Annotated in this window: 24 protein-coding genes and 1 other RNA gene; 20 read left to right on the top strand and 5 right to left on the bottom strand. The window is 69.2% G+C overall.

From position 1 onward, the window contains the following. Positions 1-70: 70 nt before the first annotated feature. The gene (locus tag V7D28_RS04735) at positions 71-589 is read left to right on the top strand and encodes a DUF4262 domain-containing protein (protein ID WP_333586210.1); all 519 of its coding nucleotides are present in this window, start codon (positions 71-73) and stop codon (positions 587-589) included. A gap of 2 nt (positions 590-591) precedes the next feature. Here the strand turns inward: V7D28_RS04735 and V7D28_RS04730 are convergent, their stop codons facing one another. Next, positions 592-1,518, bottom strand: coding sequence for an alpha/beta hydrolase (locus V7D28_RS04730; RefSeq protein WP_333586209.1), 927 nt, complete (start codon positions 1,516-1,518; stop codon positions 592-594). A gap of 159 nt (positions 1,519-1,677) precedes the next feature. Here V7D28_RS04730 and ilvN point away from each other — a divergent pair, with 159 nt between their 5' ends. The 14 genes from ilvN (at position 1,678) to V7D28_RS04660 (ending at position 15,501) form a co-directional block, all read left to right on the top strand. Continuing rightward, positions 1,678-2,226 (top strand): acetolactate synthase small subunit, encoded by a 549-nt coding sequence (gene ilvN, locus V7D28_RS04725; RefSeq protein WP_333586208.1) that lies wholly within the window; start codon positions 1,678-1,680, stop codon positions 2,224-2,226. Between the two features lie 10 nt (positions 2,227-2,236). Then, the gene (locus V7D28_RS04720; RefSeq protein WP_333586207.1) at positions 2,237-3,106 is read left to right on the top strand and encodes a hypothetical protein; all 870 of its coding nucleotides are present in this window, start codon (positions 2,237-2,239) and stop codon (positions 3,104-3,106) included. A 7-nt stretch (positions 3,107-3,113) separates the two neighbouring features. Next, positions 3,114-3,475: a transfer-messenger RNA gene (gene ssrA / locus V7D28_RS04715) on the top strand. Between the two features lie 157 nt (positions 3,476-3,632). Beyond that, positions 3,633-4,121, top strand: coding sequence for an SspB family protein (locus V7D28_RS04710; RefSeq protein ID WP_333586206.1), 489 nt, complete (start codon positions 3,633-3,635; stop codon positions 4,119-4,121). Between the two features lie 7 nt (positions 4,122-4,128). Then, a complete protein-coding gene (locus V7D28_RS04705) occupies positions 4,129-4,596 on the top strand; it encodes a PaaI family thioesterase (protein WP_333586205.1) in 468 nt (155 codons plus the stop codon). A 1-nt stretch (position 4,597) separates the two neighbouring features. Then, the gene (locus V7D28_RS04700; RefSeq protein WP_333586204.1) at positions 4,598-5,389 is read left to right on the top strand and encodes a C13 family peptidase; all 792 of its coding nucleotides are present in this window, start codon (positions 4,598-4,600) and stop codon (positions 5,387-5,389) included. Between the two features lie 59 nt (positions 5,390-5,448). Then, entirely contained in the window at positions 5,449-7,590 is a 2,142-nt protein-coding gene (locus V7D28_RS04695; RefSeq protein ID WP_333586203.1) for a serine hydrolase domain-containing protein, read from the top strand. Positions 7,591-7,776: 186 nt separating this feature from the next. Next, a complete protein-coding gene (fliF, locus tag V7D28_RS04690) occupies positions 7,777-9,411 on the top strand; it encodes a flagellar basal-body MS-ring/collar protein FliF (RefSeq protein WP_333586202.1) in 1,635 nt (544 codons plus the stop codon). A 5-nt stretch (positions 9,412-9,416) separates the two neighbouring features. Next, positions 9,417-10,451 carry a flagellar motor switch protein FliG gene (gene fliG, locus V7D28_RS04685; RefSeq protein WP_333586211.1) on the top strand — a complete coding sequence of 345 codons (1,035 nt, stop codon included), beginning with the start codon at positions 9,417-9,419 and terminating at the stop codon, positions 10,449-10,451. Continuing rightward, positions 10,451-11,101 carry a flagellar assembly protein FliH gene (locus V7D28_RS04680; RefSeq protein WP_333586201.1) on the top strand — a complete coding sequence of 217 codons (651 nt, stop codon included), beginning with the start codon at positions 10,451-10,453 and terminating at the stop codon, positions 11,099-11,101. The genes fliG and V7D28_RS04680 overlap by 1 nt, the downstream gene beginning before the upstream one ends. 20 nt (positions 11,102-11,121) lie before the next feature. Further along, complete coding sequence (gene fliN / locus V7D28_RS04675) at positions 11,122-11,460, top strand: flagellar motor switch protein FliN (protein WP_333586200.1); 339 nt, start codon at positions 11,122-11,124, stop codon at positions 11,458-11,460. A gap of 25 nt (positions 11,461-11,485) precedes the next feature. Then, complete coding sequence (flbD, locus tag V7D28_RS04670; protein WP_333586199.1) at positions 11,486-12,856, top strand: sigma-54-dependent transcriptional regulator FlbD; 1,371 nt, start codon at positions 11,486-11,488, stop codon at positions 12,854-12,856. A gap of 42 nt (positions 12,857-12,898) precedes the next feature. Then, the gene (gene flhA, locus V7D28_RS04665) at positions 12,899-14,986 is read left to right on the top strand and encodes a flagellar biosynthesis protein FlhA (protein ID WP_333586198.1); all 2,088 of its coding nucleotides are present in this window, start codon (positions 12,899-12,901) and stop codon (positions 14,984-14,986) included. A gap of 110 nt (positions 14,987-15,096) precedes the next feature. Then, positions 15,097-15,501, top strand: a complete 405-nt coding sequence (locus tag V7D28_RS04660; protein WP_333586197.1) for a DUF4282 domain-containing protein — start codon at positions 15,097-15,099, stop codon at positions 15,499-15,501. Positions 15,502-15,506: 5 nt separating this feature from the next. Here V7D28_RS04660 and V7D28_RS04655 read toward each other — a convergent pair whose 3' ends face one another. The 4 genes from V7D28_RS04655 to V7D28_RS04640 all read right to left on the bottom strand — a co-directional run bounded on the left by V7D28_RS04655 (position 15,507) and on the right by V7D28_RS04640 (position 19,584). After that, positions 15,507-16,571, bottom strand: coding sequence for an endo-1,4-beta-xylanase (locus V7D28_RS04655; protein WP_333586196.1), 1,065 nt, complete (start codon positions 16,569-16,571; stop codon positions 15,507-15,509). After that, on the bottom strand, positions 16,571-16,984 hold the full coding sequence (locus tag V7D28_RS04650) for a flagellar export protein FliJ (RefSeq protein ID WP_333586195.1): 414 nt from the start codon (positions 16,982-16,984) through the stop codon (positions 16,571-16,573). Before V7D28_RS04650 ends, V7D28_RS04655 begins: the two co-directional genes overlap by 1 nt. Continuing rightward, entirely contained in the window at positions 16,981-18,318 is a 1,338-nt protein-coding gene (gene fliI, locus V7D28_RS04645; protein WP_333586194.1) for a flagellar protein export ATPase FliI, read from the bottom strand. Before fliI ends, V7D28_RS04650 begins: the two co-directional genes overlap by 4 nt. Positions 18,319-18,441: 123 nt before the next feature. Next, a complete protein-coding gene (locus V7D28_RS04640; protein ID WP_333586193.1) occupies positions 18,442-19,584 on the bottom strand; it encodes an SDR family oxidoreductase in 1,143 nt (380 codons plus the stop codon). Between the two features lie 309 nt (positions 19,585-19,893). On the opposite strand from V7D28_RS04640, the gene ctrA reads away from it, so the two are divergent. The 5 genes from ctrA to V7D28_RS04615 form a co-directional block, all read left to right on the top strand. Beyond that, the gene (gene ctrA, locus V7D28_RS04635; RefSeq protein WP_333586192.1) at positions 19,894-20,589 is read left to right on the top strand and encodes a response regulator transcription factor CtrA; all 696 of its coding nucleotides are present in this window, start codon (positions 19,894-19,896) and stop codon (positions 20,587-20,589) included. Between the two features lie 172 nt (positions 20,590-20,761). Continuing rightward, a complete protein-coding gene (locus V7D28_RS04630; RefSeq protein WP_333586191.1) occupies positions 20,762-23,152 on the top strand; it encodes a M20/M25/M40 family metallo-hydrolase in 2,391 nt (796 codons plus the stop codon). Positions 23,153-23,195: 43 nt separating this feature from the next. Then, positions 23,196-23,552: an arsenate reductase (glutaredoxin) gene (gene arsC / locus V7D28_RS04625; protein ID WP_333586190.1), complete on the top strand. Its 357-nt coding sequence runs from the start codon at positions 23,196-23,198 to the stop codon at positions 23,550-23,552. A gap of 189 nt (positions 23,553-23,741) precedes the next feature. Beyond that, positions 23,742-25,103: a peptidoglycan DD-metalloendopeptidase family protein gene (locus V7D28_RS04620; RefSeq protein WP_333586189.1), complete on the top strand. Its 1,362-nt coding sequence runs from the start codon at positions 23,742-23,744 to the stop codon at positions 25,101-25,103. Between the two features lie 91 nt (positions 25,104-25,194). Beyond that, a partial coding sequence (locus V7D28_RS04615; RefSeq protein ID WP_333586188.1) for a TetR/AcrR family transcriptional regulator occupies positions 25,195-25,843 on the top strand: 649 nt, incomplete at its 3' end.

The following is a 25,843-nucleotide window of genomic DNA, read 5'->3' as shown; positions in this document are numbered from 1 at the left end:
CTAGTCGCCCCAAGGATTGACAGGGCGTCGGTCATCGACGCACCCTGCTCAGAACATACGGGGAACATGGATGATCTTTGCCTGGCTCGCATGGAACAGGGTCCGCAAGAAGCTTGATCGACACGGTTGGACCATCGTCGCCGTGGACGAGGGTTCAAACGGGCCGGCGTTCGCCTATACGGTCGGGCTCTCGGCCAAGTTTGGCTCGCCCGAGCTTTGTGTGGCGGGGCTGCCCGCGCGCGATGCAGGCGAACTCCTCGGAAAGCTCGTTGAGGATGTCGGTGCAGGGCGGCTGTCGCTAGAGGGAGACAATGTCCCTGCGAGGCTTCATGAAACGCAGGACTGTGTCTGGCGTCGAGTGCATCCCAGTCAGTTTGTCGGTGAGACCTTCGGCGCGCTGCTCCGCTGGCGGGACGAGGAAGGCGCGGCCGCACCGCCCGAAGCCTATCAATGGGTGTGGCCCGACGATGAGGGGCGGCTGCCCTTCGACGCCGCGTGTCGCCTCGAGGTGCGCATGATGCAGACGCCGTTGTGGGCGCCTCATGATCCGCAATGGTGGGCGCCCCTGGCCAAGGAAGCCGGCGCCTGACCTCAGCGCGCCTGCGCAGGGGCGTCCTTCGCCGGCAGCACGGCCACCAGGGCTCGGGTGAAGCCCAGGGGGGCGACGCTCAGATGGTCCTCGTCCTCCAGCACCTGGGTGCTGATCTTGAGGCTGGGATAGCCGCGGCCCTTGAGGGCGCTCTCCAGGGCGCGGACGTCGGCCACCATGTCGGTGTCGCGGGTGTTGCGGCGGGAGGGACCCGGACGCTCCCATCCGCCGATATAGATGAAGACCTCCGCGGGCAGGTCGTCGTGGGCCTGGGCGTAGGCGGTCTCCATGCGCATCAGATGGCGCTGCGCAAACCAGATGGAGGGGCTGCCCAGCACATAGGCGGAGAACATCTCCGGCTCCGTGAACAGGATCTGACCGCCGAGCAATCCGCCATAGGAGTGGCCCAGCAGCACCCGCCGCTCAGGGTCGGCCCTGAACCGCCCTTCGATGAAGGGGAGGACCTGATCCTTGAGGTAGCGCTGGTAGGCCGGCCCGCCCCCGTGGGCCGCGGCGTCCCGCACCCCCTTGGCGGTGGGGGTGTAGTCGCGGTTGCGGCTGGCGACGCCGTCCTCGCCCACGGCATAGGAGAGGCCCACGAGGATGAACTCCTCGACCACCGGCCCCTGCAGATTCAGCCGCCGGGTGATCTGCCTGAGGATCGGAAAGGCGTAGTCGGCGTCGGTGACGTAGAGCACCGGATAGCGGCGCTCGGCGTCGCTGTCGTAGCTGGGCGGCAGGCTCACGAACACCTGGTAGTCGCGGCCCTGCGCAGGGTCCGGGACGGTCCAGACCTGCGTGCCCTTCAGCACATAGGGAGCGCCTTCCACGGTCCTGTCCGCCGGGGGGGACGCCGCGGGTCCTTCGGCCTCCGCGCAGCCCGCAAGGCTCCAGACGAGGCAGAGCCCCGCGATCAGACCGGTCTTCATGAACGCCCCTCCTGCGCCGTCACGGCGGCAAGCTAAGCCAGATTGCGGCCGAATGGGGGCGGCGCCGAGCCGATTGCGCAGGCGCCATCGGCCTGTCGCGGTTGCCCTCCGGCCACGGCTGTGACACCTGCTCTGCGGTTCGCACCGAAGAGACCTGACATGCCTGATCCCCAGCCCGCCTCCGTCTATGACCTCGACCACAAGGAAGAGGCCGAAAACCTCGCCACCTTCGCCGTGCTGGTGGACAATGAACCGGGCGTCCTGCACCGGCTGGTGGGTCTGTTCGCCGCCCGCGGCTACAATATCGAGAGCCTGACGGTCGCCGAGACCGACCGCAACGCCCACACCAGCCGGGTGACCATCGTCACCCGCGGCACGCCCCATGTGCTGGGCCAGATCGAGGCCCAGCTGGAGAAGATGGTCTCCACCCGCCACGTCCAGGATGTGACCCGCGACCCCAACGGGCTTGAGCGGGAGCTGGCCCTGGTCAAGGTGCGCAGCACCGGGGCCGAGCGCGTGGAGGCCCTGCGGGTGGCCGACATCTTCCGCGCCCGGGTGATCGACACCACCCACGAGAGCTTCGTCTTCGAGATCACCGGCGCCCCCAACAAGATCGACAAGTTCGCCGAGCTCATGCGTCCGCTCGGCCTGGTGGAACTCTCTCGGACGGGCGTGCTTTCCATCACGCGGGGCGCCGAAGGCATGTAGGGAGAGGTTCATGGCGTCTGGGCGCGGCACGGTTCTGGCGAGCGCCGCCTGGGTCGCTCTCGTCCCCCTCGCCCTGGCCCCGATCGCCCTGGCCCCGCCGGCCGTCGCCGAGCCGCTTCCGATCCAGACCGCCCCCGCGGCGGCCGCCGACGAGCCCTTGCAGCCCTGGCCCTATCCGCCGCCCGATCCGGCCGAATGGTGGAGCGCCGACTGGCCCCCGGCCCCCGAGGCCGCCGATCCGCTGGGAGGGCGTCGCGCCCCGCGCCGGGCGCCGGACGTTCAAACCCCGGTGGAGCCCACCCTCTATCGCCTCTGGGGGCTTCCCCCGCTCCAGGCTCAGGTGGTCCGACGGGGGGAGGCTGTCTTCGAGGTCTGGCGTCGCCCCTCCAACAGCGTCGAGCAGGTGGTCTTTCGCGTCATCCTGCGCCAGGACGGCGCCGTCTTCGTCCAGGGGCGAGCCGGCCGGGCCTGCTGCGAGCCCCAGATCGCCCGCCGCGTGGGCTTCGACGCCCGACTGCCCGATGAGACGCGGGCGAGCTTCCTCGCCCTGGCGCGGGACAGCGCCTGGGCCACGCCGAGAGACGCCGTGGCGCAGGAGGCCCTGGCCAGCGTGGGGTCCATCTGCCTGGCGGGTGCGGCCTACGACCTTGTTCTGCTGACCGAGAATGGCGGCTACGCCCTGCGCCGGGACTGCGAACCGGCCGAGATCGGGCAGGCGGCCGAAATTCTGCAGGCGGTCATCGGCGCGGGCCTGGGGCATGAGCCGCGCATCGACGTGCTGTTCCCCGCCGGCGCGGATTTTTCAGGCCCGCGCGGCGCCTATGAGCAACTCCTGCAGGAGGGCGGCTACATCAAGGCCGCCGATCCCCCCGCGCCATAGGGCCTTGCCTCTTCAAATTCGTCCGGCTCGGGCCTATATTCAACCTGTCCGGTTCGCCGGACTATGGAGATAAACGCGCACGAAATAAGCGGACTGGACCCGGGTGCGATTCCCGGCGGCTCCACCAAATCTTCCCCGGGTTATCGCCGGAAAGTGCGGGGCCGATCAGCATCGACAGACGTGTAAAGGTGTTGCTTTCTCTCGGCATGACCCACCGTTTCGGGTCTTTAAACTAACTGCGAACGATAACTTCGCTGAAGAAGTCCGTCTGGCTGCGTAAGCGGTCCGATAGATTTCGACCTAAACTCCTAGCGTCTTAGCAGCGCTAGGCGGGGCCGGGAGGGGGCCTTGCAACAGAACCCCTCCACCTTCTTCCCCGATTTCGCGACCGGTCGGCCCCCGTTCACCGCTGATAGGCGACCTTTTTGTCACGGCCGAAGGGCGCGTCACCCCGGCTCGCGCGGCGGCTTGCGCCCGGCGCCGCAGGCGCTAATTTCACCCCGACGCCCCCACCTTCGGAGACCCCATGGCCCAGGAGCCGCCGGCCCACGACCAGATGCACTATGAGGCCATGGCGCAGGAAGCCTTGCGCGGGGTCATCAAGGCCGCGTTGAAGCGCGCCGCCTCGCCCGAGGGCCTGCCTGGGGCCCATCACTTCTACATCACATTCAAGACCGAGGCGCCCGGCGTCTCGGGCCCGGTGGACCTTCTGTCCAAGTACCCGGACGAAATGACCATCGTCCTCCAGCATCAGTACTGGGACCTGGCGCCGGGCGAGACCTTTTTCTCGGTGACCCTGAAGTTCGGCGGCCAGCCCAAGCGCGTCTCGGTGCCCTATGCGGCGGTGACCCGCTTCTATGATCCGAGCGTCCAGTTCCTGCTGCAGTTCGAGGCCTCGGCGGCGCCCACGGACCCCGGCGCGGAAGATCATCCGGACGAGCCCGAAGCCGAGCCCGGCCCGCCCGCGGATCCGGCCGAAAAGGTCGTCTCCCTCGACCAGTTCCGGAAGAAGTAAGGACCTCATGACCGACGTGGCCCCGGCGCCTGACGCCCTGACCGACGAGGCGATCCTCCAGCGCTTCCTGCGGACCAAGAACCAGCCCACCGGCTCCCAGACCCTGGGCTTCCGCATGGTGGCTGTGAGCCAGGCCGAGAAGATGGTCGAGGTGGCCTTCGACGCCAAGGCCGAGCTCCTGCTCAACCCTATGAAGCAGATCCAGGGGGGCTATCTCTGCGCCATGCTGGACGAGGCCATGTCGGTGGCCTGCATGGTGGCCTCGGGCATGACCCATGTGGCCCCGACGCTGGAGATGAAGACCAGCTTCCTGCGGCCCGCCAAGCCCGGCTTCATCAAGGGCGTCGGGCGCGTCGTGAAATGGGGGCGCAGCGTCGCCTTCACCGAGGGCGAGCTCTACGATCCCGACGGCAAGCTGCTGGCCAAGGCCACCGGCACGGCCATCCCCACCCCCTTCAAGTCCTACAAGGACTGACATGGCGTTCGGGGCGGCAGGTCTGAGGTTTCGGATCTGCGCCCTGGCGTTCGGCCTGGGTCTCGCCCTGGCCGCCCTGGCGCCGGCGTCCGCACGGGCCTCCGTCTTCGCCGACTGGGCCGCCGTGGTGGTGGCCGGAGACTGGCGCGGGGCCAATGGCGGCCCAACCCTGGCCTTCGACAACGCCCGCCAGGATCTGGCGGAGGCCTTTTCCGGCGCGGGCCTGCAGACCAGGAACATCCGGCAGTTTTCGGTCAATCCCGAGGTCGGCCGCAGAGGCGCCGCCGCCCTGGCCACGCCGGAGGGCCTCTATGAGGGCCTGATCGAACTGGCCGCCCGCGCGCCGGGCTGCATCTTCTACCTGACCTCGCACGGCGATCCGAAGGGAGCGCTGATCGGCGACCAGATCCTGCCCCCCGCCATTCTGGGCCAGATGCTGGACCGCACCTGCGGCGCCAAACCCACCGTGGTGGTGATCTCGGCCTGCTTCTCCGGGGTCTTCCTGCCGGCCCTGGCCAAGCCCAATCGTCTGGTGCTGACCGCCGCCCGGCCTGATCGCACCTCCTTTGGCTGCGGTGAGGCTGATCGCTATCCCTATTTCGACGAGTGCTTCCTGCAGGAGATGGGTCGAAGCGTGGATTTCGCCGTCCTGGCTCCCCGGGTGCGCACCTGCGTCGCCGAACGTGAAGGCCGCGAGGGCGTGGCCCCGCCGTCAGAGCCGCAGATCTGGATCGGTCCCCAGCTTCGGCCCATGCTTCCCCTGATGCGGTTCTCCCCACCCCCCGGCGGCTGACAGAGCGCCTTGGAGCCCCTTGGAAGGCGCCCTAGAAGGGACTTCAGGGGAAATCCAGTTTGCGAGTTCTGTCGATGCGCTTCCTGTCCACGGCCGTCCTGGCCGCGCTGACCAGTGTCCTGGCGGGCGGCGCGAGCCTGGCCCAGACCCCTGGCGCCCCGGAAACGCCCGCCGAACCGCTCGCCTATGAAAGCCTGGCGGCGCCGACGCCCGCCCCGCGCGCCACGCCGCGGCCTCGCCCCCTGCCCGCGCCGGCGACGCCGGCCACGACCGCCCCCGAGGCCGCAGAGGCGCCGATGTCTGCGGCCGCGCTGCAGCCGCAGGCCCTCGAGGCCTATCTGGACGGGCTGGTGAGCGCGGCCATGGGCCGGGACAATCTGGCCGGCGTCACGGTCTCGGTGGTCCAGAACGGCCAGGTGGTGCTGAAGAAAGGCTATGGCTTCGCCAGCCTGAGCCCCCAGCGCCGCGTCGATCCCGATCGCACCCTGTTCCGCATCGGCTCCATCTCCAAGACCTTCACCTGGATCCTCCTGATGGAGGAGATCGCCGCCGGCCGCATCCGGCAGGATGGGCCCATCAACCTCTACCTGCCCGAGGAGCTTCAGGTCCGAAACCAGGGATTCCGCAATCCGGTCCTGGTGGCCAACCTGCTGGACCATACGCCGGGCTTCGAGGACCGGGTCATGGGGCAGCTCATGGAGCGCAACTTCGACCGGGAGCGCAGCCTGACCCAGTATCTGCGCCAGGAACGTCCCCGCCGCGTGCGGGAGCCCGGCCTCTTTCCGACCTACTCCAACTACGGGGTGGGCCTGGCCGGCGCCGCCCTGGCCAATGTCACCGGCCAGCCCTTTGAGACCCTGGTGGAGCGCCGCATCACACAGCGCCTGGGCATGAGCCGCACCACCTTCCGCGAGCCGCATCCCCCGCGCAACGACATTCCCGCCCCCATGCCGCAGGCCCTGGCGGCCGATCTGTCGGACGGATTCCACTGGACCCCCGCCGGCGGGCACGTGGCCCGGCCGTTCGAGTATCTGGGCCACATCGCCCCGGCCGGATCGGCCTCCTCCACCGCCGCCGACATGGCGCAGTACATGATCATGCTGCTGGCCGACGGGACCGTAGGCGAGCAGCAGATCTTCGGGCCGGAAACGGCGCGGGCGTTCCGCACGGGCCTGCGCCCCAATGCGGCCGGCCTGAACACCTGGCCGCACGGCTTCATCACCTATCCCCTGCCCAGCGGCCGGACCGGCTATGGTCACAGCGGCGGCACCCTTTCCTTCGCGTCGAACATGGTGATCGTGCCGGAGCTCGACCTGGGCGTCTTCATCAGCGTGAACACCGAAGGCGGCGGCAAGCTGGCCATGGAATTGCCCGGCCAGCTGGTGAGCCAGTTCTTCGAGCCCGGCCCATCGCCCAAGCGCGCGGGCGATCCGGCCCTGGCCCGACTGGGCGATGTCTATGCCGGCCATTATGTGGGCACCCGCCGCGCCTATGTGGGGCTGGAGCGCTTCGTGGGCTATCTGCTGGCGGCCGCCAGTGTCTCCGTCACCCCTGATGGCCGCCTGCTGGTCAGCGGCCTGGACGGCGTCCGCGCCTTCGTCCCCGAGGGCGACCCCGCCCGGGGGGTGTTCGTGGCTGTGGACGGGGACCAGCGCCTGGCCTTCGAGACCAGCCGCGGCAAGGCCCGCGCCTTCGTCGGAACCTTCAACGACATGACCTTCCAGAGGGTCGGGCTGTGGAGCCAGCCCTGGGTGCTGGCGACCCTGGCCGCACTGACGGCGATCGCCGCGGTCGCCACCCTGGTGGGCCTGGCCATGCGCAACCATCGCGAACTTCGCCAGACCCAGAGCCAGAGTCGGGCGAGCCTGGTGCAGACCATCCAGGCGGTCCTCTGGCTGCTGGCCATGGGCCTGTTCGTCTCGTGGCTGATGGGCGCCGGCGACACGGCCCAGGTCGTCTATGGCTGGCCTGGGGCGAGATTGCTGCTGGCCTCGGCCTGCGCCCTGGTCGCGGCCCTGCTGACCCTGATCACCCTGGCCGGCCTGACCCCCCTGCCCATGACCACCATCTGGCGGGGCGGCCGGCGCCTGGACAGCTGGAACGCCGGGCGCAAGCTCGCCTTCACCGCCACGACCCTGATCTACGCCGCCTTCGCCGCCGTCCTGCTCCACTGGGGCGCCCTGACCCCCTGGAGCAGCTAAGGTCCCGGGGGACCGGCGCGCCTACGAGCCTGGCGCGCCAGCCATGGTCTGCGACATTGCGCCCCGTGCCGCCGGGCCACCCAAACTGGGGTCTTAAACCCGGCGTTTACCATCGGGTGGGTAAATCCTGCCTAGCGGTTCGCCCGGTCTGGGCGTTTTCCGCACCGTTTTGGGGTGGGACGCGCCTTGAACCAGTTTGTAGCGGCCTTGCAGCGCTTCGGGATCGGCCGGCTCGCGGCGATCCTGGGGATCGGCGCCGGCCTGGCTGCGGCCCTGTTCGCCCTGACCATGAATCTCGGCGAGCCCAAGGCCCTGCTCTATTCCAATCTCGACCTGCGGGAGGCCGGCTCCATCACCCAGGCCCTGGACCAGGCCGGGGTGAAGTATGAGCTGAAAGGCGACGGCTCGACCATCATGGTGGCCCGCGACAAGGTCGCCGCCACGCGTCTGATGCTGTCCAGCAAGGGCCTGCCGACCGCCGGCTCCGTGGGCTACGAAATCTTCGACGAGTCCAACGCTCTGGGGCAGACCGACTTCGTCCAGCAGCTGAACCGGCAACGCGCCCTGGAAGGGGAGCTGGCCCGGACTATCCGCAGCCTGAACGGGGTGACCTTCGCCCGCGTCCATCTGGTCCTGCCCAAGCGCCAGCTGTTCGAGGAATCCGCCGAGGAACCCTCCGCCTCGGTGACCATCGGCGTCGGCGGTCGCGACCCCACCAACGAGCAGGTGCGCGCTGTGCAGAACCTGGTGGCGGGCGCCGTGCCCCGAATGACCGCGGCGCGGGTCACCGTCGTCGATCAGCATGGCAAGACGCTGTCGGCGGGCGGCGAGAGCTTCGCCGGCGAGGCGGCCGACGGACGCAAGAACGAGGTCGAGCAGCGTATCGCCAAAACCGTCAAGCAGATGGTCGAGAGCGTGGTCGGCCCCGGCAAGGCCCGGGTCAATGTGGCCGCTGAACTGGACCTCGCCCGGGTCACGGTGCAGCAGGAAACCTTCGACCCCGAAGGCCAGGTGGTGCGCTCCGAACAGACGGTCGAGGAAAGCGCCAATGAGAACGAGGCCAACGCCAATGGCGCTGTGACCGCCGACGCCAACATCCCCGGCGGTGGCCTGGGGGGCGAGCAGGGGGGGATCAACTCTGCCTCCGGCCGCACAGAATCCACCACCAACTACGAAATTTCCAAGACCATCCGCACCGAGGTGCAGGAGCCCGGCCGTATCCAGCGCCTGTCGGTGGCCGTAGCCGTGGACGGCGTCCGGCCGATCGGCGCCGATGGTCAGCCGGGGGAATACGCTCCGCGCTCCGAGGAAGAGATGGCGCGCATCGAGCAGCTGGTCCGCACCGCGGTCGGCTTCAACGAGGCCCGGGGCGACCAGGTCACGGTGGTCAATGTGGCCTTCGATCCGGTCAATACGGGCCAGGGCGCCGAGGCCGGCAATCCGCTGACCAATTTCGACAAGAACGACATCATGCGCGCCGTGGAGTTGGCGGTCCTGGCCCTGGTGGCCCTGCTGATCATCTTCTTCGTGGTGCGGCCGCTGCTGAAAAACGCCGGCGGCGGCGGCGCGAATGTGCCGGCCGTGCAGGTGACGCGGGTGGTGACCACCCCCGACGGCCAGACCGTGCAGGCGGTGATCGATCCCGAGACCGGCGCGCCGCTCGCCCTGCCCGGCCCAGGCGAACTGGACCAGAAGATCGACATCGCCCGCATCGAGGGCCAGGTGAAGGCCTCCTCGGTCAAGCGCGTCTCCGACTTCGTCGAGGCCCATCCGGACCAGTCAGTGGCGATCCTTCGCAGCTGGCTGCATGAAACGGCATGACAGCCATGGTGCGCGGCGGCGGACGCGGCAAGGCGATCAACGACCCGAGCCAGCTGACGGGGCCGGAGAAGGCCGCCGTGGTGCTTCTGGCCCTGGGCGAAGATCACGCCACCATCTGGCAGAACCTGGACGACGAGGAGATCAAGGAAGTCTCCCAGGCCATGGCCAGCCTGGGCACGGTGGGCTCCAATGTGGTCGAGGCCCTGCTGGTCGAGTTCGTGTCCGGCATGACCGGCGCCGGCACCATCATGGGGTCCTACGAACAGACCCAGAAGCTGCTGCAGGCCTTCCTCCCGCCCGACAAGGTCGACGCCCTGATGGAGGAGATCAGGGGCCCAGCCGGCCGGACCATGTGGGACAAGCTGGGCAATGTGAACGAGGCGGTCCTCGCCAACTATCTGAAGAACGAATACCCCCAAACCGTCGCCGTCATCCTGTCCAAGGTGAAGTCCGACCATGCCGCGCGGGTCCTGGCCGCCCTGCCCGAGGACTTCGCCCTGGAGTGCGTCACCCGCATGCTGCGTATGGAGCCGGTGCAGCGCGACATCCTGGACAAGATCGAGCAGACCCTGCGCAGCGAGTTCATGTCCAACCTGGCGCGCACCTCCAAGCGCGACAGCCATGAGATGATGGCCGACATCTTCAACTCCTTCGACCGGCAGACCGAGACCCGGTTCATGGCCGCCCTGGAGGAACGCAACCGCGAGAGCGCCGAGCGCATCCGCGCCTTGATGTTCGTCTTCGAGGACCTCTCCAAGCTCGATCCCGGCGGCGTCCAGACCCTGCTGCGGGGCGTGGAGAAGGATCAGCTGGGCCTGGCCCTCAAGGGCGCCTCGGACGCCCTGCGCGAGATGTTCTTCTCCAACATGTCCGAGCGGGCCGCCAAGATCATGCGCGAGGACATGGAGGGTATGGGTCCTGTCCGCCTGAAGGATGTCGATCAGGCCCAGATGAAGATGGTGCAGGTGGCCAAGGACCTGGCCGCCAAGGGCGAGATCATGCTGGCCGGCGCCGGCGGCGATGACGAGCTGATCTACTGATGTCCGGCCAGGTCCCCCGCAGGTTCGATTTCGACACCGTCTTCGCCGACGACGGCGCCATCGCCCAGGCCTCAGCCCGGCCCAAGCGGCTCTATCCCTATGAAGAGGTGGAGGCTCTCCGCGCCCAGGCCTTCGCCGAGGGCGAACGCGCGGCCATGGCCAGGATCGAGGCCGCCCAGGCCCAGGCCCTGACGGATCTGGCCCGCGCCTGTCAGGCCGCCCTGCCCCGCCTGGCCGAGGTGGCGCATGACCATCGCACCGGCGCGGCCGAACTGGCCCTGGCCTGCGGCCAGGCGATCGCCGACGCCGCTCTCGACGCCTTTCCCCGCGCGCCCCTGCAGGCGGCGCTGGAGGTTCTGGCCCGAGAGATCGAGACCACCCCGCGCCTTGTCGTCACCGTTCCCCCCCAGCTTCAGGAGGGCCTGGAGGCCGTGGTCGCCCAGAGCGCCCAGGCGATGGGCTTCTCCGGACAGGTGGTGGTGCGCGCCGACGGCGGCTTGTCGACCGCGGCCTTCACCCTCGATTTCGGCGACGGCCAGGCCCGATTCGACCCGCCCGGCGCGGCGGCCAGGGTCGCCGCCGCCCTGCATGAGGCCCTGGCGTCCGAAGGCCTTCACGCAGAGCCCCTCATTCCCGGCGGCCCGGCCTGACCGGAGGAAGGAACACAGCCATGTCCGACACTGAGCTGAAACTCGACGAACTCGGCCCCGGCGACCTGCCCCTGCCCGACTTCGGCGGCGAGGGCGAGGAAAAGGCCGCCTCCGATCTGGCGCCCGTCTTCGACGTGCCCGTCAGCATTTCGGCGGTCCTCGGGCGGGCCAGCATGTCCGTCGCCCAGCTGCTGCAGCTGTCCTCGGGCAGCGTGCTGGAGCTCGACCGCAAGGTGGGCGAGGCAATCGACATCTATGTGAACAACCGCCTGGTGGCCCGGGGCGAGGTCGTCATCGTCGACGAGCGCCTGGGCGTGACCATGACGGAAATCATCAAGGACGGCGATACGTCGGCCTGATCCGGCGGCGTAAGGAGGATTGATCATGCGGCTTCTGGTCGTCGGAAAACTGGATGGGCAGCTCTCGTCTGCCGTGAAGATGGCGATGAACGCCGGGGCCAAGGTCAGCCATGTGGAGACCTGCGCGGCGGCCACCCACGCGCTGCGGGCCGGCCAGGGGGCCGACCTGCTGCTGGTGGACTATGACCTGGACATCGCCGGCCTGATCTCAGCCAACGAGGCTGAGCGGATCCGTGTGCCGGTAGTGGCCTGCGGGGTGGGGCCGGATTCGGCCAAGGCGGCCGCGGCCATCCGCGCCGGCGCCAAGGAGTTCATTCCCCTGCCGCCCGAGGCCGAGCTGATCGCCGCGGTGCTGGCGGCGGTCTCCGACGACAACCGCCCCATGGTGGTGCAGGACCCCAATATGCAGGCGGTCCTGGCCCTGGCCGACCAGGTGGCGGGCTCTGACGCCTCCATCCTGATCACCGGCGAGAGCGGCTCGGGCAAGGAGGTGGTGGCTCGCTATGTCCACCAGAAGTCCCGTCGGGCCGCCAAGCCATTCATCTCCGTGAACTGCGCGGCCATTCCGGAGAACCTGCTGGAGAGCGAGCTGTTCGGCCACGAGAAGGGCGCCTTCACCGGCGCCGTGGCCCGCCGGATCGGCAAGTTCGAGGAGGCCAACGGCGGCACCCTGCTGCTGGACGAAATCTCCGAGATGGACGCCCGCCTGCAGGCCAAGCTGCTGCGCGCCATCCAGGAGCGGGAGATCGACCGGGTGGGCGGCGCCAAGCCGGTCAAGGTGGACATCCGCATCCTGGCCACCTCCAACCGTGACCTGGCCCAGGCGGTGAAGGACGGGACCTTCCGCGAAGACCTGCTCTACCGGCTGAACGTGGTGAACCTGCGCCTGCCCTCCCTGCGGGACCGCCCCGGCGACATCGTGCCGCTGGCCCAGTTCTTCGTGAAGAAGTACGCCGCGGCCAATGGCATGGCCGAAAAGCCGCTTTCAACCGAGGCTCGACGTCGCCTGGCCGCTCACCGCTGGCCCGGCAATGTGCGCGAGCTGGAAAACGCCATCCACCGGGCCGTCCTGCTCTCGCCGGGCGACGAGATCACCGAGGAGGCGATCCGCCTGCCCGACGGCCAGCCTCTGGCCCCGGCGGACGCCGGCGCCCGCGCCGCCCAGGCCGCCAGCCTCGCCGCCGAGGCGGTGCAGCGCAGCTTCGTCGGCCAGACCGTCGCCGAGATGGAGCAACAGCTGATCATCGACACCCTGGAGCATTGCGCCGGCAACCGCACCCACGCCGCCAACATTCTAGGCATTTCGATCCGCACCCTGCGCAACAAGCTCAAGGAGTACACCGAGGCCGGCGTGGCCGTGCCCGCGCCCCAGGGCGCCGGCGCCAACGCCGCCTGAGAGGCCAGAGCCGTGACGCCCCCCAAAGGACAGGCCTGAGCCATGTCAGACGTGCCGACCAGCAACACCGCCGGACTCAGCGCCCGAGAGGTCTGGGGCTGGCTGGCCCGCGGGGAAGTGGCCCTGGCCATCGGGGCGGTCAGCATCATCGTCCTGTTGATCCTGCCCATCCCGGCCATTCTTCTGGACGCCCTGCTGGCGATCTCGATCACCAGCTCCGTGCTGATCCTGATGACCTCGCTGCTCATCAAGAAGCCGCTGGAGTTCAGCGCCTTCCCCACCGTGCTGCTGGTCACGACCCTCTACCGCCTGGGTCTGAACCTGGGCTCCACCCGCCTGATCCTGACCCACGGCCACGAGGGCACTCATGGGGCGGGCCAGATCATCGAGGGCTTCGGCCACCTGATGATGGGCGGGAACTTCGTCATCGGGGTGATCGTCTTCATCATCCTGGTGATCGTGAACTTCGTGGTCATCACCAAGGGTTCGGGCCGTATCGCCGAGGTGGCGGCGCGCTTCACCCTGGACGCCATGCCCGGCAAGCAGATGGCCATCGACGCCGACCTTTCGGCGGGCCTGATCGACGATGTGGAGGCCAAGCGCCGCCGCAAGGAGCTGGAGCAGGAGTCCACCTTCTTCGGGGCCATGGACGGCGCCAGCAAGTTCGTCCGCGGCGACGCCATCGCCGGCCTGATCATCGTCGCCATCAACATCATCGGCGGCATACTGATCGGGGTGATCCAGCACGGCCTGCCCGTGGGCCAGGCGGCCTCGTCCTACACCATCATGACCATCGGCGATGGCCTGGTGAGCCAGATTCCGGCGCTGATCATCTCCATCGCCGCGGGCTTCCTGGTGTCCAAGGCGGGCGTCGAGGGATCGGCCGACAAGGCGCTGGTGGCCCAGCTGGCCATGAATCCCGTGGGTCTGGGCATGGTTTCGGCGGCGTCAGGCGTCATCGCCCTGGTGCCTGGAATGCCCATCCTGCCGTTCGCGGCGGTGTCCATCGGCGCCGGCGCCCTGGCCTATTATCGCGGGCGCCAGGCCCAGGCGCCCGAAGCGGCCCCCATGGCCGAAGCACCCGCCGAGCCTCAGGAAGAACCCATCGCCGAGACCCTGGCCATCGACGAGGTCAAGATCGAACTGGGTTACGGCCTGCTGCCGCTGATCAACGACCTGGAGGGCCGCCGCCTCACCGACCAGATCCGCGCCCTGCGGCGGACCCTGGCTTCGGAATACGGCTTCGTCATGCCGTCCGTGCGCATCCTGGACAATATGCGCCTGCCCTCCCAGGGCTATTGCATCCGCATCAAGGAGCTGGAGGCGGGCTCGGGCGAGGTGCGCATGGGCGCCCTGATGGCCATGGATCCCCGCGGAGGCCAGGTGGAGCTCCCCGGCGAGCACATGCGTGAACCGGCCTTCGGCCTGCCGGCCACCTGGATCGACGACGGCCTGCGTGAGGAGGCCACCTTCCGCGGCTACACCATCGTCGATCCGGCCACCGTCCTGACCACCCACCTGACGGAAATCCTCAAGGACAACATGGCCGAGCTTCTGTCCTACGCCGAGGTGCAGAAGCTGCTGAAGGACCTGCCCGAGGGCCAGAAGAAGCTGGTGGAGGACCTGATCCCCTCCGTGGTCACCGCCACCACCGTGCAGCGGGTCCTGCAGGCCCTGCTGCGCGAGCGGGTGTCCATCCGCGACCTGCCGGCCATCCTCGAAGGTATCGGCGAAGCCGCCCCGCACACCGGGTCCGTGGCCCTACTGGTGGAACAGGTGCGCGCACGCCTGGCGCGGCAGCTGTCCTTCGCCTATCGCGGGGATGACGGCGCCCTGCCCATCGTCACCCTGTCGCCCGACTGGGAGAACGCCTTCGCCGAAGCCCTGATCGGGCCGGGCGACGAGAAGCAGCTGGCGCTCGCCCCCTCACGCCTCCAGGACTTCATCCGCGGCGTGCGCGAAGTGTTCGAACGCGCCGCCCTGGCCGGCGAGACCCCGGTCCTGCTGACCAGTCCGGGCATCCGGCCCTATGTGCGCTCGATCATCGAGCGCTTCCGCGGCCAGACCCCGGTGATGAGCCAGAACGAGGTGCATCCCCGGGCGAGACTGAAAACCGTGGGGACGATCTGAGGCCATGAGCCCCACAGCCTCCCTTAAGCGTCACTTTTCGCAAGTTGCCGGGAACGTCTGCGGCTGATAGCGGTTTGCCGCCCCGACGTCCCCAAAAGCGTGGATCACGAATGGCCAGCAAGACTCGATCGAAACGCGGCGCCGGCGCCTCCGTCTTCTGGGACCTGCTCACCTTCGATCGCCTGATGACCAATACGGTGATCCACCTGATCTATTGGGCGGGTCTCGGAGTCATCGCCCTGGGCGCTTTCGGCACCATCGGCGCGGCCGTGGGCGTGGCCCTGCGCGAAGAAAGCGTCATGGGACTGATGCTGGCCATTCCGGTCCTGGTGGCCGGCTTCCTGGTGGTCGGCGCCCTGATCCTGCTGTGGCGCTCATTCTGCGAGTTCTACGTGGCCATCTTCCGCCTGAGCGATGATCTGCACGTCCTGCGTCAGCAGGCCGAGGCCGAGCGCCTGGCCCCGCCCCGTCCGGCGCAGGCCGCCACTCCCGCGCCGCCGCGACGGGAGCTCTAAAGACCTCAGCCCACCCGTTCGGCCCAGGCCCGCGCCGCGGCCTTGGGACGCCCCGCAGCGTCAAACGGCAGGGGCGTATCGGCGCCGTCCTCGCGCAGCAGCCAGGACTCGCTGTCGCGCAACCCCCAGAAGGAAAAGGCGAACCGCTGGCGCGCCGGCAGGCTCATGAAGGCCTCGGCCGCCTCGGCATAGAGCGCCGCCTGGGCCCGTTGCAGGTCGCCCCGCTGACGCAGCAGGCCGCCGGCCCGGCGGATGGAGACGTCGAACTCCGACACGTGCACCGGCAGGCCGAACTGGGCCAGCTCGCCGAGGGTGCGGGTCAGTTCGCCCGGAGCCAGATCGGCGTCGATATGCGTCTGGGTGCCGACCCCGTCCAGGGGCACGCCCGCGCGCAACAGGCGCTCCACCAGACGCAGGAAGCTGGCGCGCTTCTTGGGGATGGATTCGAGATTGTAATCGTTGATGAAAAGGGCCGCGCCGGGATCGGCCTCCCGGGCGTGCCGGTAGGCGTCTGCAATGTGTTCGAAGGCGCCCAGGCGCTGGCTCCAGAGACTGTCGCGCCACCCCTCCCCGTCCTCGGCGATGGGCTCGTTGACCACGTCCCAGCCCACGGCCACGCCCCGATAGCGTCCCATGACCGCGTGGATGTAGTTGCGATAGGCGCCTGCGAAGCTGACCCGGCTCTCATCCAGCCGTTCGAAGGCGGGCGAGCTCTGGGCGTACCAGATCAGGGTGTGGCCGAAGAGGGCCAAGCCATGGGCGCGGGCGAAGGCGGCGATGGCGTCAGGCGCATCGAACCTGAGGCCCCCGTCGTCACGCAGCATGTACTCCATCTTCATCTCCCACTCCGGGGTGAGCTGGGAGACCTGGGCGGCGATCAGGCCGGCGAGGGCGGGATCGTTCAGATGGACGGCCTGGACCGCCGTCCCCACGCGGAACGGCGCCAGGGACTTCAGCGGCGGCAGGGCCGGGACCGGCTGGGACCTGGCCTGGGGCTGGCAGGCGGCCAGGGCGAGCGAGGCGCCGAGCAGGCCGCGGCGGCTCAGACCGTAGATGGACGGCGCGGCCATCAGCGCCCCGCGGCGGTGCGGCGCAGGCCCATCTCGTCCATGACCGCGGCTTCCTTGCGGGCGGTTTCGCGCAGGCGGGTGAGACGGATGTCCTCGGCCACCTGCTCATACTTCTTCTGCTCTTCGAAGGCGCCGCTCAGGGCGTCCCGCGCCCCCTGCTCCTCCAGGGCGATCTCCGCCAATTCGGCTTCGATGGCGGCCTTGCGCGCCCGCACCCCATCCATGAATCCGATATGATACCAGCCGGCCTCGGCATTGGCCTGGGCGGTCTCAGCCTCGGCTTCGGCTTCGGCGCTCAGCATGATCAGCCGCATCTGGGCGTCGGCTCGGCGGGCGGCGATCTCCCCCATGCGCTTCTGAAGAACTTCCACTTCATAGGTGGAGAGCCTGACGAGGGACTGGGCCCAACTCATGCGGCGGCGCCTTCAAGGATCTGGGCCAGGGTGTCGAAGGACTGGTCCAGGCTGGTGGTGTCGTCCTTGTCCTGGCCGAGAAAGGCTTCCAGGGCCGGATTGAGGGCGATGGCGCGGTCGACCTGGGGATCAGATCCCGCGCGATAGGCGCCGATGCGGATCAGCTCTTCCATATTGGCGTAGGCCGCCAGGCTCTGGCGGGCGGCGGTGACGATCTGGCGCTCATGGGGCTGGTGACAGCCGGGCATGGTCCGGCTGATGGACTTCAGCACATTGATCGCCGGGAAGCGGCCGCGCTCGGCGATGGCGCGCTCCATGACGATGTGGCCGTCGAGAATGCCGCGCACGGCGTCAGCGATGGGCTCGTTATGGTCGTCGCCGTCCACCAGAACCGTGAACAGCCCGGTGATGGGGCCGGCCCGCGTGCCGTCGGGACGGATGGGGCCAGGTCCCGCACGCTCCAGCAGCTTGGGCAGTTCGGTGAAGACGGTGGGGGTGTAGCCCTTGGTGGTGGGCGGTTCGCCCGCCGCCAGCCCGATTTCCCGCTGGGCCATGGCGAAGCGGGTGACCGAGTCCATCAGGCAGAGGACCTCCATGTCCTGGTCGCGCAGGTATTCGGCGAGCGCCAGGGTCATGTAGGCGGCCTGGCGGCGCTTGAGCGCCGGCTCGTCGGAGGTGGCCACCACAACGATGGCGCGCTTCAGCCCCTCCTCGCCCAGGGTCTCCTCGATGAATTCCCGGACCTCGCGGCCCCGCTCGCCGATCAACCCCACCACCACCGCGTCGCAGTCGGCGTTGCGGGCCAGCATGGAGAGCAGCACCGACTTGCCCACGCCGGAACCGGCGAACACCCCCAGGCGCTGGCCCCGGCAGCAGGTGGTGAAGACGTTCATGGCCCGCACCCCCAGGTCCAGGCGCTCGCCCACCCGGTCGCGGGCGTGGGCGGGCGGCGGCGGGGCGCGCAAGGGGTAGGCGGCCAGGCCCTGGGGCAAGGGCCCAAGACCGTCGATGGGCTGGCCGAAGGCGTCGACGATGCGGCCCAGCCAGCCCTTGGTGGGCCGAACGGTGGAGCCGGTGGGCTCGATGCGGATCTCCGCCCCCGGCGCCACGCCTTCGACCGGGCCGAAGGGCATCAGCAGGGCGCGGGCGTCTCGGAACCCCACCACCTCGGCGGCCAGGGGTTGGGCGCCCAGGCGGGTGATCTCGGCCCTTGCGCCGACGGCCAGACGCGTGGTGCCGCCGCGGGCCTCAATGAGCAGGCCATTGACCGCCGCCACCCGGCCGGAAACGGCCAGGGGATCGATACGCTCGACGGCGGCGACCAGATTGCGCAAGGCGGACCCTCTGCGGAACAGGGTCGCCAGAGTCGCGCCTTACGCCTTAATCCGGCGTGAAGATTCGTAAACCACCCGGCGCGGGATGGTTAAAATCCAACCCCGGGGGCTCGCCAGGACGCGTCAGCGCAGCGCCCGGGCCAGGCGCAGGGCCTCGCGGGGATGGCGGCTGGCCAGACGGGCGGCGCTGAGCGGGCGGCGAAGGGCCGCACGGGTCACCAGGGGACGCACCATCCGGGCGGCCATGGGCCGGGCGTTGCGCGCCAGGGGCGCACGACCGAAATAGGCGGCCGCGCCGATCAGGGCCAGAGCGCCCAGGCCCAGGGTCAGGCCGGGATGGCGCTGGGCCTCGGTATAGAGGCTGAAGCGCCGGCCGCCATAGGCCTGGGTGCGGACCTGCCCGTCCTGGCCCGCCTCATGAAGGCTGTCTTGAGCGCTCTTGGCGCCCTTGCGTTGGGACAGCTTCGGGATCGCCAACGCGAAGACCTTGTCCGCCAGGCGCGGGGTCGCGGCCCCCAGGAGCGCCATCTGACGGCCTCCGGAACCCACTGTCATCTGCCGGACGGGGTGGCTGGCGGCGTGCAGGATGACATCGGCCACCAGTTCCGGCGCATAGACCGGCGGGGGCACCCGGGGCGCCTTGTCCATGTAGTTGCGCGCATGCTCCGGGAAGGGGGTGGCGATGCTGCTGGGTTTGATCAGGGTCAGGGAGATGGGCGCCTTGTCCCGGACGAGCTCGGTGCGCAGGGCGTCGGTGAAGCCCTTCACCGCGTGCTTGGAGGCCGCATAGGCGCCCAGCAGCGGTGTGGCCACGTCCGAGAGGACCGAACCGATATTGATGATGGCCCCGCCGCCGGACTTGGTCTTCAGATGTCGAACGGCTTCCAGCGATCCGTGGACCACGCCGAAATAGTTGGTGCGGAACAGCTGTTCGTGGTCGGCCAGGCTCACCTCGTCCAGATCGCCATAGACGGCCACCCCCGCCACATTGACCCAGGTGTCGAAGCCGCCGAACCGGGCGATCGCCGCGCGGGCCACGCGCTCCACCGCTTCGGGATCGCCCACGTCGGCGGCCACGGGATGGGCCCGCCCGCCGGCGGCGTTCAACTCGTCGGCGATGGACTGCAGGGTCTCTTCGTTGCGGGCCACGAGCACCACGGCCGCCCCGGCCTTGGCCGCCTGACGGGCGGTGGCCAGACCGATGCCGGAGGAGGCGCCGGTGATCACGAGGACCTGTTCGGAAAGCGGTTTCAGCTTGGCGGGCATGGCGTCCTCAATTGGTGGAATTCGCCAGCCCTAACGGCCCCGCGCCAGGGCCGTTCCCTTATCAAAAGGGGGCAGGGCCGATCAGGCGCTTCGCCCGCCCTGTCCAATCACAAAAGATTCAACGCAAGCCCGACTCAGCCCCCACGCCCACGCTTGCCCCTGATTCTCAAATCGGATTAACGAAAATTCCCAGAAGGCTTTCACTATTAACCGGTCTTAAATTAACTCGCCGGCAAGCTTGGGGTGAGGGCATGGGTGGATTCCAAGATTCGTTTCCACCTGGCGGCGCTGTCGTTCGAGGAGGGACCAATGCGCATTCTGCTGATCGAGGATGACAGCGCTACCGCGCAGAGCATCGAACTGATGCTGAAGTCAGAAGGCTTCAACATCTATACCACCGACCTTGGTGAGGAAGGCGTGGATCTGGGCAAGATCTACGACTACGACCTGATCCTGCTGGACCTGAATCTGCCCGATATGAGCGGCATGGATGTTCTGCGGACCCTGCGGGTGGCCAAGATCAACACGCCCATCATGATTCTGTCGGGCACGGCCGAGATCGACACCAAGGTGAAGACCTTCGGCGCCGGCGGCGACGACTACATGACCAAGCCGTTCCACAAGGACGAACTGATCGCCCGCATCCATGCCGTGGTGCGCCGCTCCAAGGGCCACGCCCAGTCGGTCATCAAGACCGGCGACATCGTGGTGAACCTGGACGCCAAGACGGTCGAGGTGAACGGCGTTCGCGTCCACCTGACCGGCAAGGAATATCAGATGCTCGAGCTGCTCTCCCTGCGGAAGGGCACCACGCTCACCAAGGAAATGTTCCTGAACCACCTCTATGGCGGCATGGACGAGCCCGAGCTGAAGATCATCGACGTCTTCATCTGCAAGCTGCGCAAGAAGCTGGCGGCCGCGGCCGACGGCAAGCACCACATCGAAACCGTCTGGGGCCGCGGCTATGTGCTGCGCGACCCGCAGGAAGTCGTCGCCGCCGCCTGACCGGCGAACGCGCCCGTCCCGCGCGACGGGACGAATTGACCATCCCAGCGCCCGCCACTCCTCTGGCGGGCGCTTTTATGTGCGCTCGCCCCGCCCGCCAGAGGCGAGCCCATATGGTTCGGCCGCAGAAAACGGTTAGGCTCCCCGCAAAAATCGCCAGGGGAGGCGAACCATGGAACGGACCATCGCTCTGGTCGCCTGCCTGCTGCTCGGCGCGGCCCTCGGCTGGCTGGGCGAACAGGGACCCCGTCCGGCGCCGGTCTCCGCCCCGGCCGAGCAGTTCTCCGCCAGCCGGGCCATGGCCGATGTGCAGGTCATCGCCCAGGCGCCTCACCCCACAGGCAGCGCGGCCAACGCCCGGGTTCGCGACCATCTGATCGCCCGTCTTGAGGCCCTGGGCCTCGCGCCCGAGGTCCAGATCGACCGCCCCTTCGCCGCCCGGACCCGTGGGGACATGACCCAGGTCTATGGGGCGCGGGTGGAGAATGTCATCGGCGTCCTGCCCGGCGCCGATCGCCAGGCCCCGGCCCTGGCGCTCATGGCCCACTATGACAGCGTGCCCGGCTCCCCCGGCGCGCCGGATGACGCCGCCGGCGTGGCCGCCATTCTGGAGATCGTCCGCGCGCTCCAGGCCCGTGGGACGCCGGCGCGGGACGTCATCGTGATCCTCACCGACGGCGAAGAGATCGGCCTGCTGGGGGCGCGCGCCTTCTTTGAACGCCACCCGCTGGCCTCGCGCGTCGGCTTTGTGATCAATCTGGAGGCCCGGGGCTCGGCGGGCCGGGCGACCATGTTCGAGACCGGGGCCGGCAACGGCCCGACCCTGGACCTGTTCACCGCCGCCGGGGCGGGGTCGCCGTCCAACTCGCTCACCGTCTTCGCCTATCGGCAGATGCCCAACGACACGGATTTCTCCGTGCCTCGCGACCAGGGCCTGCCAGGGCTGAACTACGCTTTCACCGGACGTCAGTTCGACTATCACTCGCCCACCGCCACGCCCGAGAACCTGTCGCGCCGCAGCCTGCAGGACCTGGGCGCCCAGGCCCTGGCCGCCGCCAGCCACGCCGCCTACGCCAAGGCTCTGCCGGTGAGCGGCCCCGACAAGGTCTATGCCCCCACCCTGGGCGGCCGCACCCTGGCCTATGGGCCACAGGCGGGCTGGCTGATCCTGGGCGCGGCGGCCCTGCTTCTGGGGATCGGGATTTTCCGCGCGCGGCGCGCCAGCCCCGGCCTGCGGCTGCTGGACATGGGCCAGGGCGCCCTGGCCGGCCTCTATGTCCTCCTGGCTGGCGCCGCCCTGCTGAGGTTCGCCAGACAGGCGTCCGGCGCGGGATACGGCTTCCTGGAACAGCGGGAGCTTCTGGCCCAGGCCGCGCGGTTCGAGGCGGTTCTGGTCCTGCTGGCCCTGGGCGTCGCCCTGCTGGCGGCCGCGGCCTGCGCGCGGGGGCGGATGCGCCTGGCGCCGGCTCTGTTCGCCGGGGCGGCGGGCCTGGGATGCCAGCTCTTCGGCGGCTGGGACCTGCCGGGCCTGGCGCTCGGCGCGGCCGGGGCCGCCGTGGCTGCGGTCGCCTTCGGGCGGGCGGCCTACAGATCCGGCGCCTGGGCCGGCCTGCTGGCCTCGGGCCTCGTGGCGGGCGCCGCGGCCCAGGCCCTGGCGCCGATGGCGGCCTTCCTGGTCGCCTGGCCCCTGCTGATGGGAACTGTTGGCGCAGCGCTCACGGCCCTGGGCGAGCGTCGCCCCCTGGCCGCACGCGTGGCGTTGGTGATGCTGGCCGGGGTCGGGCTCGGCTGGCTGGCCGGCTTCGGCCACGCCATCTATGTCAATCTCGACCTGCCAGAACTTCTGGCGCCCATCGCCTGGCTGGCCGCCTTCCTCATCTGGCCCTTCGCCCACCCGGCCATCGGCGGGGCGGGACGCATCACCGCCCTGCTGCTCCTGGGCGCGGGCCTTGTCCTGCTGGCCATCGTCCGCATCGATCCCCCCTGGTCGGAGCGCTATCCTCAGGCGAGCCTCGTCTATTACCTGCTGGACGCCGATGCGGAGAGGGCTTTCCTGATCGACGCGGCGCCGGGCCCCTCAAGCTGGAGCCGCCGGGCGCTGGCCCGGCATGGGGAGGCGCAGATGGTGGAGGCCACGCCCGTCTTCCGCGCGCCCCAGCGAGGGGTGGCTGTAGAGCCCGCGGCCATGGCCCCGCCCCAGATCGATCTTGCGGTCGCCGGGGACCGGGCGGTTCTCTCTGCGTCGCCTTCGCCCGGCGGCGTCCTGATCCTGGACATTGAGGCCGACAGCCCCGTCACCGACGTTCAGGTCAACGGCCGCCCCGCCCCCCTGCTGGCGCGGCCGGGCGCGGCCTCAAGGCTGGTCTGGCGGGCCGACGCCGAGCCGGTGCTGGTGAGCTTCCGCCCGCAGCAGGCGGAGGGAACCCTGTCGGTACGCTACGGGATGATCGCGCCCGGCTGGCCGCCAGGCGCCGCCCCCCTGCCCCCCCGGCCGGCCCATGTGATGGCCTTCGACACCTCGGATTCCACAATTGTGAGGGGAAGCCGTTCGCTTTCCTGGTGAAGCCACGCTTGGCCGCCGCCCGGGCCTCGGCTATGCCAGGGCCATGAGCCGAACCGACGTCGTGATCTATCACAACCCCGCGTGCGGGACCTCGCGCAACACCCTGGCCCTGTTGCGGGAAAAGGGGATAGAGCCGCAGGTCGTCGAGTATCTGAAGACAGGCTGGACCAAGGCGCAGCTGGAGGGCCTTTTCCAGCGTTCGGGCGGCGTCGCCCGCGACTTCCTGCGTGAGCGCGGCACCCGGGCGGCCGAACTGGGGCTGAGCGACCCGGCCACCTCCGACGAGGCCCTTATCGCGGCCATGGTGCTCGACCCCATTCTGGTCAACCGGCCGATCGTGGAAACCGAAAAGGGGGTGGCCCTGTGCCGCCCGGCTGAGCAGGTGCTGGGTTTGCTGTAACAAGGTTCGCCAGCGAGGCGACCTGTTTCCCACCTGGCGCGCAAAGGCGCGACAAACCGTCCAAATCGTTCCAAGTTACCAATGGTTAACTACATGACCCGACCCTGGCGCGGCCTACCTCTTGCTGCAAATCGTCGTATCAGGTCATTGTGGGCCACGACTGTGGCATCGTTGGATTTTGGGGGCACGATGCAGGAATTCGATCCGAGACGTCCCACTCTGCGCTATGCGCCGCGCCTGTTCGTCGGGCTTGGCGGGATATGCGCCCTGGCCCTGGGCTGGAAACTCACAGCCGCCGAGGCCACGGCCCCTGCCCCGCCGCCCCTGGACGCCGCGGCCATCGCCGCCCTCCAGCACGAGGCCTTCGCCCAGGCCGAGGCCCAGCCGGGCTTCAGCCGTCCGGAAAGCGTCGCGGTCGAGGTCCGCCCCGGCGACACGCTGGAAGCCGCCGTGGCCCGCACCGGGGTCTCGCCCGAAGACGCCCGCCAGGCGGTCCGCACCCTGGCCGAGGCCATGGACACGGTGAACATCAAGGCCGGCATGACCTTCGATGCGGCCATCGCCAAGCCCAAGACCGCCGACGGCGAGACGCGCCTGGTGGGCCTCTCCCTGCGCACCGGACCGGCCACCGCGGTGACCCTGTCGCGCACCTTCGACGGCGCCCTGCGCCTGCGCGAGATGGAAGAGGCGATCCGCAACGAGACCATGGTCGCCCAGGGCGAGATCCAGGGCTCGCTGTATGAAAGCGCCGCCAAGCTGGGCGCCAATTCCGCCGTCACCAGCCAGGTGGTGAAGCTGTTCGCCCACAAGCTGGACTTCCAGCGCGACATCAAGGCCGGCGACGAGTTCAAGCTGGTTTTCGAACGCAAGGTCACCGAGAGCGGCCGCGTGGTGGAAACCGGCGCGGTGGACTACGCCGAGGTCAAGGGCGTCCGCTTCTATCGCTTCGTGCGCAACGATGGCTCGGTCGATTTCTTCGACGCCGAGGGCAAGAACGTCCGCGGCTTCCTGCTGCGCACGCCCGTGGACGGAGCGCGCATCACCTCCACCTTCGGGACCCGCCGCCATCCGGTGCTGGGCTATACCCGGGCGCACCAGGGGGTGGACTTCGGCGCCGGACACGGCACCCCCATCCTGTCGGCCGGCGACGGGGTGATCGTCGAAGCCAAGCGCTGGGGCGGCTATGGCAACTGGGTGCGCGTGCGGCACTCCAACGGCTGGGAAACCGGCTATGCCCACGCCTCGCGTTTCGCCAACGGCATCCGTCCCGGCGTCCGGGTCAAGCAGGGCCAGGTGATCGCCTATGTGGGCTCCACCGGCATGTCCACCGGACCCCACCTGCACTATGAGGTCTGGCGCAACGGTCAGCGGGTGAATCCCATCGGCGCCAAGGTGCCGCAGGGCACCATCCTGGCCGGCGCCGAGCTGGCGGCCTTCAAGGCGCGCAAGGCTCATATCGACAACCTGCTCACGGCCCAGGCCCAGGCCGCGGCGCCCGCCAAGCTGGCGGCCCTGGACACCGACAGGGCCCTGGCGGACCTGCGCCGCTGATCATCGACAGCCCCGTGACGGCGGAGGCTTCCCCAGCCTGCGACCTCGCCCTATGGTCGCATGACGCATGGACGTCGCAGGGGGAGAGAAGTTGACCGGCGCGCCCCGCCAGACCACCCGCGCGCGCTATGCGGCGCGCCGTGACGCCATCCTATCGGCCGCCTGCAAGGTGTTCATCGACCAGGGGGTGAGCGGCTTCACGCTCGCGGCGGTGGCCAAGGGGATGGACCTCCATCCCGTGAGCCTGACCTACTACTTCAAGCGCAAGGAAGACCTGGCCGCCGAGTGCATGCGGCTGACCCTGTCGCGCTTCAACGACATGTTGGCCCTGGCCGAGCGCGAGGAGACGCCGCAGGAGCGCCTGCGGGTCTTTGTCCGGGCCTATTTCGACACCCGCCGCCGCATCGTGCTGGGCGAGGCGCCGCGCCTGCTGCCCTTCGGCGAGATCACCCAGATCGGAACCCCGGGGGACGAGGAGCTGGTGGAGGCCTACCGCGCCTTGCGCCAGCGGCTGGCCCGGCTGCTGCGCCCCGCCGACGCCCCCTGGCTGACGGGGCCGCGTCGCTACATGCTGGCCCACCTGATCATCGACCAGCTCTGCTGGTCCGACACCTGGATCGCCGGCTACGAGATCGCAGACTTCGACCGGGTGGCCGAGCGCATCGCCGACACCATGATCAACGGCCTGGCCGCCCCAGGCCAGACCTGGCCGGACAGCCCCCTGCTGACCCTGGGCGGGC

Source organism: Phenylobacterium sp., from assembly GCF_036723115.1.
GTDB lineage: Bacteria > Pseudomonadota > Alphaproteobacteria > Caulobacterales > Caulobacteraceae > Phenylobacterium.
This window is presented reverse-complemented; position numbering and strand designations above follow the sequence as displayed.